The sequence below is a fragment of the Beijerinckia sp. L45 genome (assembly GCF_009765775.1).
In the GTDB taxonomy this organism is placed as follows: domain Bacteria; phylum Pseudomonadota; class Alphaproteobacteria; order Rhizobiales; family Beijerinckiaceae; genus RH-AL1.
In genome coordinates this window covers 1-14639 of the sequence record NZ_LMUU01000098.1, presented here as the reverse complement: position 1 = coordinate 14639, position 14639 = coordinate 1, and the positions used below count along the sequence as shown (strand labels likewise).

At 63.1% G+C, this 14639-nt stretch carries 15 protein-coding genes; 5 read left to right on the top strand and 10 right to left on the bottom strand.

Annotation, left to right across the window (positions count from 1 at the left end):
• The first annotated feature begins 6 nt into the window (after positions 1 to 6).
• The gene (locus GSQ79_RS10190; protein WP_210253049.1) at positions 7 to 255 is read left to right on the top strand and encodes a hypothetical protein; all 249 of its coding nucleotides are present in this window, start codon (positions 7 to 9) and stop codon (positions 253 to 255) included.
• 7 nt (positions 256 to 262) lie between these two features.
• Here GSQ79_RS10190 and GSQ79_RS10185 read toward each other — a convergent pair whose 3' ends face one another.
• Genes GSQ79_RS10185 through GSQ79_RS10175 form a run of 3 tightly spaced genes read right to left on the bottom strand, consistent with a single transcriptional unit; the run spans position 263 to position 2470 of the window.
• Complete coding sequence (locus GSQ79_RS10185) at positions 263 to 1162, bottom strand: helix-turn-helix domain-containing protein (RefSeq protein ID WP_158808608.1); 900 nt, start codon at positions 1160 to 1162, stop codon at positions 263 to 265.
• Positions 1159 to 1386, bottom strand: coding sequence for a hypothetical protein (locus tag GSQ79_RS10180; RefSeq protein WP_158808607.1), 228 nt, complete (start codon positions 1384 to 1386; stop codon positions 1159 to 1161). The genes GSQ79_RS10185 and GSQ79_RS10180 overlap by 4 nt, the downstream gene beginning before the upstream one ends.
• Complete coding sequence (locus GSQ79_RS10175) at positions 1352 to 2470, bottom strand: hypothetical protein (RefSeq protein ID WP_158808606.1); 1119 nt, start codon at positions 2468 to 2470, stop codon at positions 1352 to 1354. The genes GSQ79_RS10180 and GSQ79_RS10175 overlap by 35 nt, the downstream gene beginning before the upstream one ends.
• Before the next feature lie 255 nt (positions 2471 to 2725).
• Here GSQ79_RS10175 and GSQ79_RS10170 point away from each other — a divergent pair, with 255 nt between their 5' ends.
• On the top strand, positions 2726 to 3823 hold the full coding sequence (locus tag GSQ79_RS10170) for a polyhydroxyalkanoate depolymerase (protein WP_256379014.1): 1098 nt from the start codon (positions 2726 to 2728) through the stop codon (positions 3821 to 3823).
• Between the two features lie 391 nt (positions 3824 to 4214).
• Here GSQ79_RS10170 and rpoN read toward each other — a convergent pair whose 3' ends face one another.
• The 5 genes from rpoN to GSQ79_RS10145 form a co-directional block, all read right to left on the bottom strand.
• Positions 4215 to 5777 (bottom strand): RNA polymerase factor sigma-54, encoded by a 1563-nt coding sequence (rpoN, locus tag GSQ79_RS10165; RefSeq protein ID WP_158808604.1) that lies wholly within the window; start codon positions 5775 to 5777, stop codon positions 4215 to 4217.
• Positions 5778 to 5921: 144 nt separating this feature from the next.
• On the bottom strand, positions 5922 to 6719 hold the full coding sequence (lptB, locus tag GSQ79_RS10160; protein ID WP_158808643.1) for an LPS export ABC transporter ATP-binding protein: 798 nt from the start codon (positions 6717 to 6719) through the stop codon (positions 5922 to 5924).
• Between the two features lie 207 nt (positions 6720 to 6926).
• A complete protein-coding gene (locus GSQ79_RS10155; RefSeq protein ID WP_174243189.1) occupies positions 6927 to 7532 on the bottom strand; it encodes an LptA/OstA family protein in 606 nt (201 codons plus the stop codon).
• 8 nt (positions 7533 to 7540) lie between these two features.
• Entirely contained in the window at positions 7541 to 8257 is a 717-nt protein-coding gene (gene lptC, locus GSQ79_RS10150; protein WP_158808603.1) for an LPS export ABC transporter periplasmic protein LptC, read from the bottom strand.
• 98 nt (positions 8258 to 8355) lie between these two features.
• Positions 8356 to 8970 (bottom strand): ribonuclease D, encoded by a 615-nt coding sequence (locus GSQ79_RS10145; protein WP_158808602.1) that lies wholly within the window; start codon positions 8968 to 8970, stop codon positions 8356 to 8358.
• Positions 8971 to 9162: 192 nt separating this feature from the next.
• Here GSQ79_RS10145 and GSQ79_RS10140 point away from each other — a divergent pair, with 192 nt between their 5' ends.
• Positions 9163 to 9579, top strand: coding sequence for a DUF1236 domain-containing protein (locus tag GSQ79_RS10140; protein WP_158808601.1), 417 nt, complete (start codon positions 9163 to 9165; stop codon positions 9577 to 9579).
• Between the two features lie 83 nt (positions 9580 to 9662).
• On the opposite strand, the gene GSQ79_RS10135 is transcribed toward GSQ79_RS10140, so the two are convergent.
• Entirely contained in the window at positions 9663 to 11546 is a 1884-nt protein-coding gene (locus GSQ79_RS10135) for a sigma-54-dependent Fis family transcriptional regulator (protein WP_246725244.1), read from the bottom strand.
• Positions 11547 to 11768: 222 nt separating this feature from the next.
• On the opposite strand from GSQ79_RS10135, the gene adh reads away from it, so the two are divergent.
• Both adh and GSQ79_RS10125 read left to right on the top strand, forming a co-directional pair.
• Positions 11769 to 13289: an aldehyde dehydrogenase gene (gene adh / locus GSQ79_RS10130; RefSeq protein WP_158808599.1), complete on the top strand. Its 1521-nt coding sequence runs from the start codon at positions 11769 to 11771 to the stop codon at positions 13287 to 13289.
• A gap of 251 nt (positions 13290 to 13540) precedes the next feature.
• A complete protein-coding gene (locus GSQ79_RS10125) occupies positions 13541 to 13939 on the top strand; it encodes a DUF779 domain-containing protein (protein ID WP_158808598.1) in 399 nt (132 codons plus the stop codon).
• Here GSQ79_RS10125 and GSQ79_RS10120 read toward each other — a convergent pair.
• A partial coding sequence (locus tag GSQ79_RS10120) for an amidase family protein (protein ID WP_246725243.1) occupies positions 13915 to 14639 on the bottom strand: 725 nt, incomplete at its 5' end. The two genes, GSQ79_RS10125 and GSQ79_RS10120, sit on opposite strands and share 25 nt — an antisense overlap.

Below are 14639 nucleotides of genomic sequence, written 5' to 3'. Positions count from 1 at the left end.
TGTCCCATGACCGGTGATGTGATGAATCGGTTCACCTACCAGTTGCATGAAATGGCTTATCTGGCCTGCGCACCCTGGCGCGCGATGTCCGACGCGACGCGGTTTTGGGCGCGCAATCCGCTCAACCCGTTTGCGACGACCCAGATCGGCCGGAATATCCTGGCTTCTACCGAAATGTTCGAGCGCCTGACGCGCCGTTACGGCAAGCCGCATTTCGGTCTGGACCGAACCACGATCGGTAGTGCCTCAGTTTGAATATTGTCTAAGATCGCACTGGGGCCGCACGTGCGCGGGGACCGTATGGACCGCGCGGCTGGGACGGCGGCGCCATGGCGTCCATCTGCTCGACGATATCATCCCATGACCATAGGACCGTCGTCACACCGGCGGCCATCGCGGGCGTTACCTTGAGGGTCCTGTGGATCCGGATGAAGTTATAGTGGACGAAGTGGAGGGCCAGCGCGTTCACATGGTTCTCGATGCGCTTGCTGAAGGCGTTCGTCAGCCGAGTGAAGCGGCGCAGCGCCATGCGGATCGTCAGGTTGTGACGCTCGACCATCGACGTCGAGATGTGATCCGGATCGGGAGATCCTTCGATGCGCCTGCGTTCCGCCGCTACGATCTGGGCCGGGCTGTATCGCGACTCCCCGCGCGTCTTCGGCGGTTCGCCGTATATCTTCACGAGCTGCGCGTAGTCGATGTCTGCGCCGAAGGCGTCCTCGACGGCTTCCAGATAGGCGCCGTGACCGTCCGTGGTGAGCTGCACCCGGTTGGCGAGCCGGCTTTTGAGGTCCTCCATGAGGATGGATGCCGAGACTGCCGATCTGTCGCCCACGAACCACGAGACGAGCAGTTTCGTCTGTGCGTCTATCGCCGTCCACGTCCAGACGTCTCCAGCCTTGTCGGGAGGACTCTTGGCGACGCCGACGTTGCGCTGCTTCGCATAGCAGAACGACCAGATCTCATCGCACTGGATGCGGGCGGAGCGCACGTTCTGCACCTCCCGGTCATGGATCTCCATGCAGGCGGCGCCGGCCTCTCGCAGGAGCTTGTCTACGGTGTTTGGGCTCACGTCCAGGACGCGCCCGATCGATCGCATCGAGGATCCCTCCACGAGCATATGCAGGATCTTTACGCGTGTCTCGAACGGCAGTCGGTTCATCGTGCTGCGAGGAACCTCACCGGCCCGGTCCTGCCGTGCGTGATCGGGAAGCCTTCGTAGTGTTTCGGCAGCTCGGGCATCTGCCTTTCCCGTCCCTTGATCGTCATCACGTGGATGATGTCCTCTTCGGTTGCCCTCACGACGACGATCGCGAACTGTGGCTTGAGACTGTATTCCTCGATGAGGCGTTCAGATGCCGCCCGTACCTTTTCCTTGCTGGACATTGTGCGCGCCTACCATGCCGACCTGGAGCTGTTTCAGCACCTCCTCCATCGGCAGGAGGTAGGTGATCGTCGAATTGGGGGAGGTGCTGAATACGATCCCGACTGCTTGGTATCTGCCCTGTTTCTTCCATACGACAAGTGACCCGGAGTCTCCCGGCGAAGCAAAGGGCCGCTGGTCCACGCTTTCGACGATCAGCGTATCGTCGAAGTGCACTGGGCTCTTGAAGTGGGTATCTTTCATCAGGACTTCTATCGTCCCGGTGGTTCGACCGAAGATCCTTCCTTCGGTGAGACCGGTCGTGCGTCCGACCTTCAGTACGTGGGCTCCGGGCGCGGACATGATGTCGGCAAGCGTTGCGACGTCTGTAGGGGTGTCGAAATGATTGCCCTGATGGGATGTCACCAGATCCCCGTTTCCGATCCGGAAGATCGCGAGGTCGAGATTGCCCTTGATGGAGACGTTCTGGGGGATGCCGGTCGTCCATGGCGCACAACGCGAATGGTGACCGATTGTGAAGGGATCTAGGTTTCCCGGACCTACGTCGATGAGGCCCGGAGCGAGGATCGGCATCTCGGGGACGGTGAGGCTGTATCCTCCCGTCACGTGGTTGTTCGTCAGGCCGTAGAGCTGATCGTCCTTGGTTACAAGGCATCCGAGTGTCCCCGTGGCTCGTCGATCTGACGCGGAGATCGAGGATCCGCATGGATAGAAGCGTCCGGCGTAAAGCGCCTTCTTGGGGTCGATGGCGACGCTGGAGACGGGCAATGCCGTGACGGGCTTCCTGATCCGTTTATAGGTAATGGCGTGGCGCTGAGCTGTTCGTGAAGGTAACGCTACGGTCTGTTGTAGCGAAGGTCCCTTCTCCAGGCCCACGCGTATCTCGGTCCGGCCGGGCGCAACGCATACGAGGTTGACCTGGCAGGCTCTGAGTATGCGTAGCGCCGCTTGTTCATCGAACCGGCTTGAGAAGAGCGAATGATCGGGGCTCTTTTCTTCGATCATCTCGACCGAGGCGAAGCTGAGGGCGTGGCCGTCCCGTATCCACGCTTTCAGTAAACGCGCCTCGTCTTCGATCGTCGTCATACGTCCACCCCTCGGGATGGCGTAGTCGAAGATGGTTAACGATCGATTGGCGGCCGTCGAGCATCCAGCGTAACGCCACGTTTCGCTGCCGGCGTTCGGGTTTTTGCCGTGGCGGCGGCCTTCGCGGTCTCAGCCGTCTCGTCGGTCTGACCTGTGGCGATGCGAGCGACCGCTGCGGCCGCCGCTATCGGATCGCTTGGCCTGTATTGTCCGTTTGGTCCGCGAGGCATGTCCAATCCTACGAATCGCTCGGTCATGCCGACATGCTCTCTCCTTGGGGTCCTGAGATCAATTTCTAAATTCAAACTGAGGCACTACCCCACGATCGACGGGCGGGACGTCGCGGTCGACGAGGTGGTCGTCTGGCAAAAGCCGTTCTGTCGGCTCCTGCGGTTCCGACGCGACCTGTCAGGGGGCGCCGCGCAGCCGAAACTGCTGATCGTCGCGCCGATGTCGGGGCACTACGCAACGCTGCTGCGGGGCACGGTGGAAGCCTTTCTCCCGCACTATGACGTCTACATCACCGATTGGAGCGATGCGCGCACGGTGCCGGCGATCGAGACCTTCGATCTCGACGACTATATCGATTACCTCATCGAGATGTGCCACGTGTTGAAGGCGGACGGCGGCGCCTTGCACACGCTCGGGGTCTGTCAGCCTGCGGTCCCGCTGATTGCCGCCATTGCGGTGATGGAGGCCGACAACGATCCCTGTGTCCCGACGTCGATGACGCTGATGGGCGGCCCGATCGACACCCGCAAATCGCCGACGGCGGTCAATCTTCTCGCGGAAAAGCGCGGCAGCCAGTGGTTCCGCGACAACTGCATTCATACGGCTCCGTATCCCTATCCGGGCTTCGGACGGAAGGTCTATCCGGGGTTTTTGCAACTCTCCGGCTTCATGGCGATGAACATCGACCGCCATGTCGACGCCCATGTCGAAATGTTCAACCATCTCATCAAGGGTGACGACGATTCCGGTGAACGGCACCGCGATTTTTATGACGAATATCTTGCCGTGATGGATCTCACTGCCGAATTCTATCTTCAGACGATCGATGCGGTGTTCGTCGAACACCAGTTGCCCAAGGGCACGATGATCCACCGCAACACGCGCGTGGATCTCGCCGCCATTCGCCGCGTCGGCCTGATGACGGTCGAAGGCGAGAACGACGACATTTCGGGCCTCGGCCAGACCTACGCCGCCCACGCGCTGTGCTGCAACATTCCTGGCGAAGCCAAGACGCACCACGTGCAGAAGGACGTCGGGCATTACGGCGTGTTCAACGGGTCCCGGTTCCGCAATTCCATCGTCCCGCGGATCGTCGCGTTCAACAGCACGCTCGCCGTCTAGAGCATCGGACGCAAAAGTTGCCGGCTTTGCGTGGGACCCGATGCTCTAAGTCTTTGAAAAGAGTGCGACGGCTTATCGCTTAAGTGCGTCTACTTAAGCGGCCGGCGCTCTAGCCCTTCGTCACGATGCCTTTCGGCTCAAGGCATATTGTCGAGCTTTGGCTGCCGCATCGAGATGAATGGCAACCTCGACTTCACCGAGCGCGCGGGCGCGTTCGGCAAGTTGCTCGACCATGTCGACGAAATAGTCTTGAGGGCAATCATCTCGGCCGACCGGCGAACGATCCGTGCAGTTCGACATGATATTATGGTTCCAATCTCGCCTTTGAGATCAGAATATGCAACCTATGGTTTAAATCAAGCGGTTGTATTGGCGGTCATGTGGCATGGGCTCAATGCACGGCTTTTTGCCGGCGCCGCTCGACCGATGATGGGATGCGCATGCTTTCACGATATTTGGCGACGGTGCGCCGTGCGATATCGATGTTCGAGCTTTTGAGCCGCTCGACGATCGCATCGTCGGAGAGGACGTCGCCGACGCTCTCGCGCTCGATCATCTGGCGGATCCGGAAGCGCACCGACTCCGCTGAGTGCGAGTCGCCACCATTGTTCGAGGCGATCGAAGCAGTGAAAAAATACTTCAGCTCGAAGAGTCCGCGCGGGCTCGACATGTATTTGTTGGAGGTCACCCGCGACACCGTCGACTCGTGCATGCCGGTCGCCTCGGCGATCGCCTTGAGGTTCAGCGGCCGCAGGTGCTCCACCCCATAAGCGAAGAACGCGTCCTGCTGCCGGACGATCTCGCTCGAAACCTTGAGAATCGTCCGCGCGCGTTGTTCCAGGCTTTTCGTCAGCCAGTTCGCCGTCTGCAAACAGCCGGAGACGAAGCTGCGGTCGGCCTCGTTGCCCTTGTTGCGCGAGATGCGGGCCGCATAGGTCTGGTTGACCAGCAGGCGCGGCAGAACCTCAGTGTTGAGTTCGATCATCCAGGATCCGTCCTGCGCGAGGCGGACGTGAACATCCGGCACGACCGGCTGGATCGCGTTCGAGCCGAAGGCCCGGCCCGGCTTCGGATCGAGCCGCTTGATCTCCGCGATCATGTCCGCGATGTCCTCGTCGTCGACGCCGCAGACCTTGCGGAGCCCGGCCATGTCACGCCGCGCGACCATTTCGAGGTGGCCGACCAGCGCCTGCATGGCAGGATCGAAACGGTTGCGATCGCGCAGCTGCAAGGTCAGGCATTCCGCGAGATTGCGGGCGCCGACCCCGACCGGGTCGAAGGTCTGAATAGCCATCAGAATTTCGGTCACGTGGCGGATCGGCGATCCCAGGCGGTCCGCGATATCGGCCAAGCTTTCGCTCAGATAGCCGGAATCGTCGATCGCATCGATGAGCGCGTGACCGATCAGCCGATCCGGTGCGCCGGAGACGGCAAGGGGAAGCTGCGCGGCGAGGTGCTCCTTCAGCGTCATCCGCGCCGCGATGTAGGATTCGAGGTTGGAGGCTTCGCCGTCGTGACCGGGGCCGTTCGACCCGGACCAGGAGCTGGCGGACAGGCCCGCCTCGGAGAAGGGATCGTGCTGCTCCGCCGGTGTGGCGGCGCGGTCGGAGTCAAAGCTGTTGTTCAGTTCGGTCCCAAGGCTCGCCTCGAGCGAGCTCTGGTCGGTGGCGAAACTTTCCGAGCTCCAGTCCGCCTCGACGGCATCGTTGAAGTTTTCGCTCAGCGAGCTATCCGCGTCGGCACGCGCGTCGCTGTCCATGGCGGAGGAGGCGGGTTCGTTGATCGGGCCGGCCTCGTCGGCGCGCTCCAGGAGCGGATTACGCTCGAGCTCATCCTGAACGAACGATGCCAATTCGATATTCGAAAACTGCAGAAGTTTGATGGCCTGCAGAAGCTGCGGGGTCATGACCAGGGATTGACCCTGGCGCATGAGAAGCTTTGTTGTCAGAGCCATGGCGAACGCAACTCGTGCACGGGCAAGGATCCTATAAGGCTGCGAGCTTCTCGGCCCGTTTTTTGCTTATAGCATCGCCTTTTGCCTGTGTCTCGCCTCTTGGCATTAACTTCGCATGCTCCGACAACGCATACAACTAGATGGTTAAAGGCGGAAGTCCTCGCCCAAGTAAAGCCTTCTGACATCAGCGTTTTCGACGATTTCCTCTGGGATGCCCTGGGTCAGGACATGGCCGGAGTGAATGATGTAGGCGCGGTCGATGAGGCCCAGCGTCTCGCGGACGTTATGGTCGGTAATCAGCACCCCGATGCCGCGGCGTTTCAGATGCTGCACCAGCACCCGGATATCCCCCACGGCGATCGGGTCGATGCCGGCAAACGGCTCGTCGAGCAGCATGAACGAGGGGCGGTTCGCGAGGGCGCGCGCGATTTCGCAGCGTCGCCGCTCGCCGCCGGACAGCGCGACGGACGGTGATTTTCGGAGCCGCGTGAGGTCGAACTCGGCGAGCAGCGCGTCGAGCTCGTATTCACGTTTTCGTTTGTCGGGCTCGGCGATTTCGAGCACGGCGCGGATGTTGTCTTCGACACTCAGGCCGCGAAAGATCGAGGCCTCCTGCGGCAGATAGCCGATGCCGAGCCGCGCGCGCCGATACATCGGCAGGCTGGTGACGTCATTGCCGTCGAGCTCGATCGAACCGGCGTCCGGCCGTACCAGACCGGTGATCATATAAAAAACCGTGGTCTTGCCGGCGCCGTTCGGACCCAGCAGACCGACCGCCTCGCCGCGCCGCACCATCAGGCTGACGTCTTCCACGACACGCCGCGCCTTGTAGGCCTTGCGGATATGGTTGATCGCCAGCACGCCGTCGCCGGCCTCCGCCGCGACGCTGAACCCGCCGCCGGGACCACTGTCCTTACTGTCGAAGCCGTCATCCTCGCCCATCGACCGGCGGTCGTCCGCATCGGGCGCGTAGTCGAGCGTCGCCGCGTCGCCATCCGCGGGCCAACCTTCGGCGGAGGCCGGACGCGACCCTGAAGGCGATCGGGATGCGAACCACTTTCCTGGTCTGAAGGGAATGAGCGCTTTCAACGGTGTCCTTCGCCTTGACTGCCAAGCTGCGGCGCGTCGCGGCCACTTCGATTATGAACTTTATTGCGTCGCGGTTTCCGGTCGTGGCCCGTGAGACGGGGCCGTCTTCTTCGCCGTCGTATCGTCGGAATTGCTAGGCTGAAACATGCTGCGGACGTGGCTACCCGTGACCTTGGCCTGCCCGGTCTTGAGATCATACTCCAGCTTGTCGCCCAGCGTCACGTTCGGCCCCTGGCTCAGCGTGACATTGCCGGTCAGAACCACGGTGTCTGAAGCCTTATCATAGACGCCGCTGTTGCCGGTGCCCACCTGATCTTTTGAGACCATGGTTACCGGACCGGTTGCTTCCATCCGGCGAACCTGGCTCGATGAGGACGGCGTGCTGCTCGCGCCCTCGCCCTTGGGCGGCAGGTAGATGACGAGCACGCCGCACTTCAGCTTGCTGTCGCCTTGCACGGCCAGAACATTGCCGGTGTAGATCAGCTTCTGTTCCTTGTCGAAATAGTCGAGCTTGGTCGCCTGGATGTTGATCGGCTGCTTGGAATTGCCACCCGGCAGCACCGCGCCGGCGCGCGACGTCTGGGATTCCACAGCCTCGCACGGCGTGCTGAACGGGATCGCGATCAAGCCGAAGACAAGCAGCGAACGGCGCGCCAAAAGTGTCACGAAAAGCCTCACTGACCGTCAGCCGTCGGCGCCGCGTCGTCTGGCGGATTGAAGTTCGAGCTGACGTCGCCGGTGAACGAGATCTTGTGCCCGTTCTCGGTGACATCGAGCTCGTTCGACGATACGTCGCCACCTGAAATGTTCACTTTGAGACGCTCGCGGGAGGCGAAGACCCCGGTTTTGAAGTTCATGGTCGCGCTCCGCATCAACATGTCGTAGCCGCTGGTGTTCTTGATCCGGGCGTGACCGGTGAGGGTCATCGTATCCACTTTGCCGTCATAGACGCCGATGTCGGCCGTGATCCGCGAGCTGGTATTGTCCTCCATCCCCACGGTGGCATCGACGCCGTGCAGTTCCATGACGTTCGGCGTCGTGATGTCCTGCACGCCCTGGCGCGCGGTAATCGCATAAGCGCTGCCGTCCGGGCGAAGCCCGGAGATCTTTGGCGACTGCATCGTCACGATGGTCCCCTGCACACCGACGCTGCTGACGCTAAAGCCATGCGGCAGGTGATGGAACGGATCGAACGCCACCACGATCGCGATGATCGAGATGCCGAGGACCGAGCCCACGATCATCGCGCGTCTCAGAAACCGCACGCGCGCCGTGTGCCGCCCGGCGGCGCGGACCGCATTGCCGCGCGGTGGCGGCGTATGGTCCATGCCCTCGCCGAGGGTCGCGCGTCTCTGGTCGGTCGGGCCGTCCCCGCTCGTCACATCCGCCATGGCGCTCTTGCTTCGGGGCAGGGTGGTTTCATCGCTGCCTGTTTGCGCTCGCAGAGCGGCGAAGGCAAGGCAGGGACGACGCAGGCCAAGCCTGCGCTTCAATCGTGGGCAAAGATGTCGCTTTCCGGCCAGCCTGCGAGGTCGAGCTTGGCGCGCGTCGGGAGAAAGGCGAAGGCCGCGTCGGCATAATGCGCCCGTTCTTCGCGGGCCAGCATCGCGTCGAGCTTGGCGCGCAACGCATGGAGATGAAGCACGTCCGATGCGGCATAAGCGAGTTGCGGGTCGCTGAGTGTCGCCGCGCCCCAATCGGAGGATTGCTGCTGTTTGGAGAGGTCGATGCCAAGCAGCTCGCGCACCAGGTCCTTCAAGCCATGCCGGTCCGTATAGGTCCGGGCCAGCTTCGAGGCGATCTTGGTGCAATACAGGGGCTCTGCCATGACACCGAAGGTCTTGTGGAGCACGGCGATGTCGAAGCGGGCGTAATGGAACAGCTTTGTCACCGCGTGTGACGCAAGGACCTGCTCGAGTACCGGCGCGCTGGTCTGGCCAGGCGCGATCTGCACGACGTCGGCATGGCCGTCGCCGCGCGACAGTTGCACCACGCAGAGCCGATCGCGGCGCGGCACGAGGCCGAGCGTCTCGGTGTCGATCGCAACGGCGTCGCCCGGGGCATAGTCGGACGGAAGATCACCGCGGTGCAGTCTGATGGTCATGGCGAGCCTGGAAAGATTGAAGTGGCTTAGGCGCCGGTAGCATCGTCGGATCCGCGCGACAAGCGAAGGCGTCGGCCGCCAAGAGATCGCGACCGCCTGCTCGCGGGTCTGGTCCCTGTTTTTATTAGACTACAATATCCGGAACCTCTGCCGCCAAGCTCTGTTCTACCGCCGCAATCAACGGAGACGAAAATGCAAAAGAAGCTTGGTATCGCAGTTGTGGCTGCCCTTCTCGTGGCGCCCATGGCGGCACAGGCTCAGGGCCTGGTCGGCGGCGCGGAGCGCGGCGCAGAACGTGGTGATCGCGCGGCCGGTCCGGTCGGTGGGATCGTGGGCGGCGCGGTCGGCGCCGCTGCCGGCACCGTCGGTGGCATCCTGGGTGTCGACGAACGGCCCCGCTTTCACGAATACGTCGTGCGCGAGCATCACCCCTCGTATCACTACGACGAAGACGTGCGCGACGGCGCGGTTCTTCCGGAGCGTGGCGTGGAATATTACGACGTCCCGACCGAGTACAAAGTGCGTCCGGGTTATCGCTACACGATCATCAATGATCGTCCGGTCCTGGTCGATCCAGTCACGCGTCGGATCGTAGAAATCCTGGACTAGTTTGATCTAACGCAACGCGTCTTTTCGATCTTGGAAGCAGCAAAAAAGCCGTGGCCCCGAAAGGGGACGCGGTTTTTTAGTGTCTACCTTAGGGGGCCGTCCGACAGACACCGGCGATATAGCGTGCTGCGGCTGATTCCGAGCCGTCGCGCCGCCTCGGAGACATTGCCCTTGCTGGCGCGAACCGCATTGCGCATGGCATCGCGTGCGATCGAATCGAACCGCGCGGGATCGTCATGCTCGGCGCGGCCGTTGACCTCTGCCGCGCGTGGGGCCCTGAGATTTGATGGCAGCGCATCGAGCCCGAGTTCTTCGTCGGGTTCTGCAAGCGCAAGCATGGCACGCAGACTGCCGACAAGCTGGCGGAAATTGCCCGGCCACGTGTAGGTCGCAAGGGCGGCGGCGCAATCCGGCGACAGGGTGATCCGGCGTCGCTCTGGCTCGAGCGAGGCCCACATCCTGTGGAGCAGCGCCGCGCGGTCGTCGAACGACCGCAAGGTCGGCAGATCGACCGTGTAGGACGCGATCCGAAAATACAGGTCGGCGCGAAAGGCGCCGTCCTCCACAAGCTTTGCCAGGTCGCGGTGCGTGGCGCAGATCAGCGTGACGTCGATGGGCGTCGCCTGAACCGCGCCGACCGGGACGACTTCGCGCTCCTGCAAGGCGCGCAGCAGGCGCGGCTGCAAAGCAAGGGGCATGTCGCCGATCTCGTCGAGAAACAGCAGGCCGCCGTCCGCCTCGCGCAACAGCCCCTTGGCGCCGGCACGACGAGCGCCCGTGAACGCCCCGGCCTCGTAGCCGAAGAGTTCCGCCTCGATCAAGCTTTCCGGCAGGGCCGTGCAGTTGATCGCGACGAAAGCTTTGCTGGCGCGCGCACTCGCCGCGTGCGCCGCGCGCGCAAACACTTCTTTGCCGGTTCCGGTTTCGCCCTGCACCAGCAGTGGCACGCCGGCATCGAGCAGCCGCACCGCGCGCGAGAGGCGGGCCTGCCCATTCTTGTCGAAGAAATGCGCGGGCCCGTTTGGCTGTTGAGGTTTCGGCTCATCCTTGTGTTTTGCGGGTGGCAGGTGCGGACGGGCGCGATCTGGTTGCCGTGAATGGATAAGGCGGCCTGCCGGATCACGGAGCAGGACACCGCTCGCCCCGACGCTTTGCTGCATCGGAAACAGGGCGTGATAGCTCCGCCGTCCGAGCGTCTGCCAATCCAGATTCAGCAAGGCAAGGCCGTAACGGTTGGCTGCGACCAGGACCTGGTCACGGAAAACCAGGACCCCTTCGCGTGTCGTTCCGAGCATCGTTGCGTCGGCATGTAGCCGCACGACATCGCAGCCCGGAAACGCAGTATCGAAAACGCGATGCTCGATGGCGTCCACGGCGGTCTGCACGCGTGACAGCGCATGCTGGTGGTCCGCTTGGGCGTTGCCCGACAGATCGAGAACGCCGAGAAGCTGGCCGGTGGCATCGAGGATCGGTACTGCCGCGCAGCTTAGAATCCGGTTGCGTTTGAAGAAATGCTCGGCGCCCTGCACCGCGATTGCGCGGCGCTCGACCAGCGCAGTTCCGATGGCGTTGGTGCCGGTGGCCGGCTCGGCCCAGGAAACGCCTGGCTGCAACGCAACCTGGGCGGCACGGTCGGCGAAGGCGGCGCTGCCGATCGCATCGAGTACAAGCCCTTCCGCGTCGGTCAGGATGACGATGCTGTCATCGTTTCGCGTCCGGGCGAACAGGGCTTCGAACTCCGGGCGGCAGCGCCGCCTGAGCGCCTCGTTGCGACCAACGGCTTCGCGCAGCGCCTGCTCGGGAAGCGGCGCCAGGAGCGGGCGCGCTTCCTGGTCGAGCCCGAGATTCGCACAGCGTTGCCATGACCGCTGGATCGGTGTCGTAGAGGGCGCGATCCCGGTTTTGCTCAGCGTTTGTCGCCCCGTGAATCGCGACGGGACGTGAACAGTTCGATCGCTTTCAGCCAAGGGGGCCTCGAGATCTGTTGCGAGTTGCGACAAGTGTGTCAGCTGTCGCAGGATGCGTCTAGTCCGGCGTTCGGCCGGCATTGACCGTGGTCCGTCACAGTCCATCCCTCGAACGGAAATAACGCCACGCCTCAGGCGCTTCCCGCATCGCAGCACAGATTCCGGCGCGGTGTGGCACGCGCACTGCCCAGGGTTTGTCCGCCCTTCAGGGAGGATACAACAATGAACAAACCAGAATTTCTCGGCGCATCCAGCAAGGCGCCGTTCCAGGCGCGTTACGGCAACTTCATCGGCGGAAGGTTCGTCGACCCGGTCGCCGGACGATTTTTCGAGAACACCTCGCCGATCACCGGCCACGTGATCTGCGAAGTCGCGCGCTCCGACGCGCAGGACGTCGACAAGGCGCTCGATGCCGCGCACGCGGCCAAGGATGCCTGGGGTCAGACTTCGGCCACAGCCCGTGCGGTGATCCTCAACAAGATCGCCGACCGCATGGAAGAAAACCTCGACATCCTCGCGCTCGCCGAAACCTGGGACAATGGCAAGCCGTTGCGCGAGTCGACGTTTGCCGACATCCCGCTGGCGATCGATCATTTCCGCTATTTCGCCGGCTGTATCCGTTCGCAGGAAGGCGGCATTTCCGAGATCGATCACGACACCGTCGCCTACCACTTCCATGAGCCGCTCGGCGTCGTCGGGCAGATCATCCCGTGGAACTTTCCGATCCTGATGGCGGTCTGGAAGCTGGCCCCGGCGCTCGCTGCCGGCAACTGCGTCGTGCTGAAGCCGGCCGAGCAGACACCGGCCTCGATCCTCGTTCTGGCAGAACTCATCGCAGACCTGCTGCCACCCGGCGTGTTCAACGTCGTCAACGGCTTTGGCCTCGAATGCGGCAAGCCGCTCGCCTCCAGCCCGCGCATCGCCAAGATCGCCTTCACCGGCGAGACGACGACGGGTCGGCTGATCATGCAGTACGCCTCGCAGAACCTGATCCCGGTGACGCTCGAACTCGGCGGCAAGTCGCCGAACATCTTCTTCGCCGACGTGGCGCACGAGGACGACGACTTCTTCGACAAGGCGCTCGAAGGCTTCACGATGTTCGCGCTGAACCAGGGCGAGGTCTGCACCTGCCCGAGCCGCGCGCTGGTGCATGAGTCGATCTACGATCGCTTCATGGAACGCGCGGTCAAACGCGTCGAGGCGATCACCCAGGGCTCGCCGCTCGACATGGCGACGATGATCGGCGCGCAAGCCTCGTCCGAGCAGATGGAAAAGATCCTGTCGTACATCGACATCGGCAAGCAGGAAGGCGCGGAAGTGCTGACCGGCGGTGGGCGCAACCATCTTGAGGGCGATTTGGCCGAAGGCTTCTACGTCAAGCCGACGGTCTTCAAGGGCCACAACAAGATGCGCATCTTCCAGGAGGAGATTTTTGGACCGGTGCTTTCGGTCACGACCTTCAAGGACGATGCCGAAGCCCTGTCGATCGCCAATGACACGCTCTATGGCCTCGGCGCCGGCGTGTGGACCCGCGACGGCAATCGCGCCTACCGCTTCGGCCGCGGTATCCAGGCCGGTCGCGTCTGGACCAACTGTTACCACGCCTATCCCGCGCATGCGGCCTTTGGCGGCTACAAGCAGTCCGGTATCGGCCGCGAAAACCACCGCATGATGCTGGACCACTACCAGCAGACGAAGAACATGCTGGTAAGCTACAGCACGAAGAAGCTGGGCTTCTTCTAGGCCGAAGCGACGGGGCCGGCGCCTCCCGCGCCGGCTTCCGCTATCGTACCGTCTGCCGCAATGTCATTCCGGGGCGCGCGTAGCGCGAACCCGGAACCCATGCGCACCATGTTTCAGATGGACGTCGACGATGCCGCATCATCGCGTTCACCTGACGCGCATCGTCTTTATGGGGCCCGGCTTTCCGCTTCGCTTCGGCCGGGATGACAACCGCGAAAGACGTTAAACCGAAGCCACCTTTGAGGATTCCGATGTCCGACGCCCCTCTCCGCGTAACCGCAACGCCTGCCGCGGTCACCCTCATCGAGACGCTGCGCGGCGAGCATGGCGCGGTGCTGTTCCATCAATCCGGGGGCTGTTGCGATGGCTCCTCGCCGATGTGCTACCCCGTGTCCGACTTCATCGTCGGCGACCACGACGTGCATCTCGGCACGATCGGCGGCGCCGAGGTTTTTATCAGCCGCTCGCAGTTCGAATACTGGAAGCACACGCAGCTGATCATCGACGTCGTGCCCGGCCGCGGCGGCATGTTCTCTCTCGAGAATGGTCGCAACGTCCGTTTTTTGACTCGCGGGCGTGTGTTCAGCGATGACGAGGTGGCGTCCCTCGCGCCCGAGCGGATCGGTCAGCCTGCGGAAGCCGCGAGATAGGCGCGCCAGCCGCCGAAATCGGTGATGTCTTCGGCATGCGTCACGGCATGGGCCTCGCACAAGAACCCTGACGCCGATGTCCCATCGTTCAGGGTGATCTTGCCGACGCCGAGGGGCGCAGGGATCGCGGTGACGAAGCTGGCGAAGGCGGCGGCGTTCAGCCCCCAGACCTCGACTTCCACGCCGCTCCCGGCAAAGCCCGGCACGCGGATGAGCCCTGGTTTCGGCGGCGTCGTGCCGGGCAGGGCGTAAAGCCGATAATCGCCCGCCGTGCGCGCCACTTTGATCAGGGTGCCGCCCAGGGCAATCAGCTGATGGTTCAGCGCCAAACCATCGAGATGGGCGCCGACCACGACCAGCGGCACGCGGTCCTCGTCGTCGTGCGAAATCTGGCTTGCTTTGGGCAGTGTCGCACGGCGGTCCACGCCCATCCCGCTGGCGCAGGCCCGGTGCAGCGCGTCGGCGAGCGGCGCCATGGCGTCGTCGCTCGATCCCGGTCCCACGAGCGTGACGCCCGCCGGCAAACCATCCGCCTTGAAGCCGGCGGGCACCGCAATGGCGGCAAGACCGAGAAGATTGGTGAAGTTCGTGTATTGGCCGAGGTGGCTGTTGAGCCGGATCGGATCGGCCTGCATCGCGGCGACGGTGTAGGTGATCGGCGTCGTCGGCAGCAGCAGCACGTCGACCGTGGCCCAGGTCG

Coding starts and splice junctions, on each gene's coding strand:
- lptC (WP_158808603.1), bottom strand. CDS start 8,257: ATGGCGGATGTGACGAGCGGGGACGGCCCGACCGACCAGAGACGCGCG.
- GSQ79_RS10140 (WP_158808601.1), top strand. CDS start 9,163: ATGCAAAAGAAGCTTGGTATCGCAGTTGTGGCTGCCCTTCTCGTGGCG.
- GSQ79_RS10170 (WP_256379014.1), top strand. CDS start 2,726: ATGCCGACATGCTCTCTCCTTGGGGTCCTGAGATCAATTTCTAAATTC.
- GSQ79_RS10125 (WP_158808598.1), top strand. CDS start 13,541: ATGTCCGACGCCCCTCTCCGCGTAACCGCAACGCCTGCCGCGGTCACC.
- lptB (WP_158808643.1), bottom strand. CDS start 6,719: ATGGGCGAGGATGACGGCTTCGACAGTAAGGACAGTGGTCCCGGCGGC.
- GSQ79_RS10175 (WP_158808606.1), bottom strand. CDS start 2,470: ATGACGACGATCGAAGACGAGGCGCGTTTACTGAAAGCGTGGATACGG.
- adh (WP_158808599.1), top strand. CDS start 11,769: ATGAACAAACCAGAATTTCTCGGCGCATCCAGCAAGGCGCCGTTCCAG.
- rpoN (WP_158808604.1), bottom strand. CDS start 5,777: ATGGCTCTGACAACAAAGCTTCTCATGCGCCAGGGTCAATCCCTGGTC.
- GSQ79_RS10145 (WP_158808602.1), bottom strand. CDS start 8,970: ATGACCATCAGACTGCACCGCGGTGATCTTCCGTCCGACTATGCCCCG.
- GSQ79_RS10180 (WP_158808607.1), bottom strand. CDS start 1,386: ATGTCCAGCAAGGAAAAGGTACGGGCGGCATCTGAACGCCTCATCGAG.
- GSQ79_RS10190 (WP_210253049.1), top strand. CDS start 7: ATGACCGGTGATGTGATGAATCGGTTCACCTACCAGTTGCATGAAATG.
- GSQ79_RS10185 (WP_158808608.1), bottom strand. CDS start 1,162: ATGAACCGACTGCCGTTCGAGACACGCGTAAAGATCCTGCATATGCTC.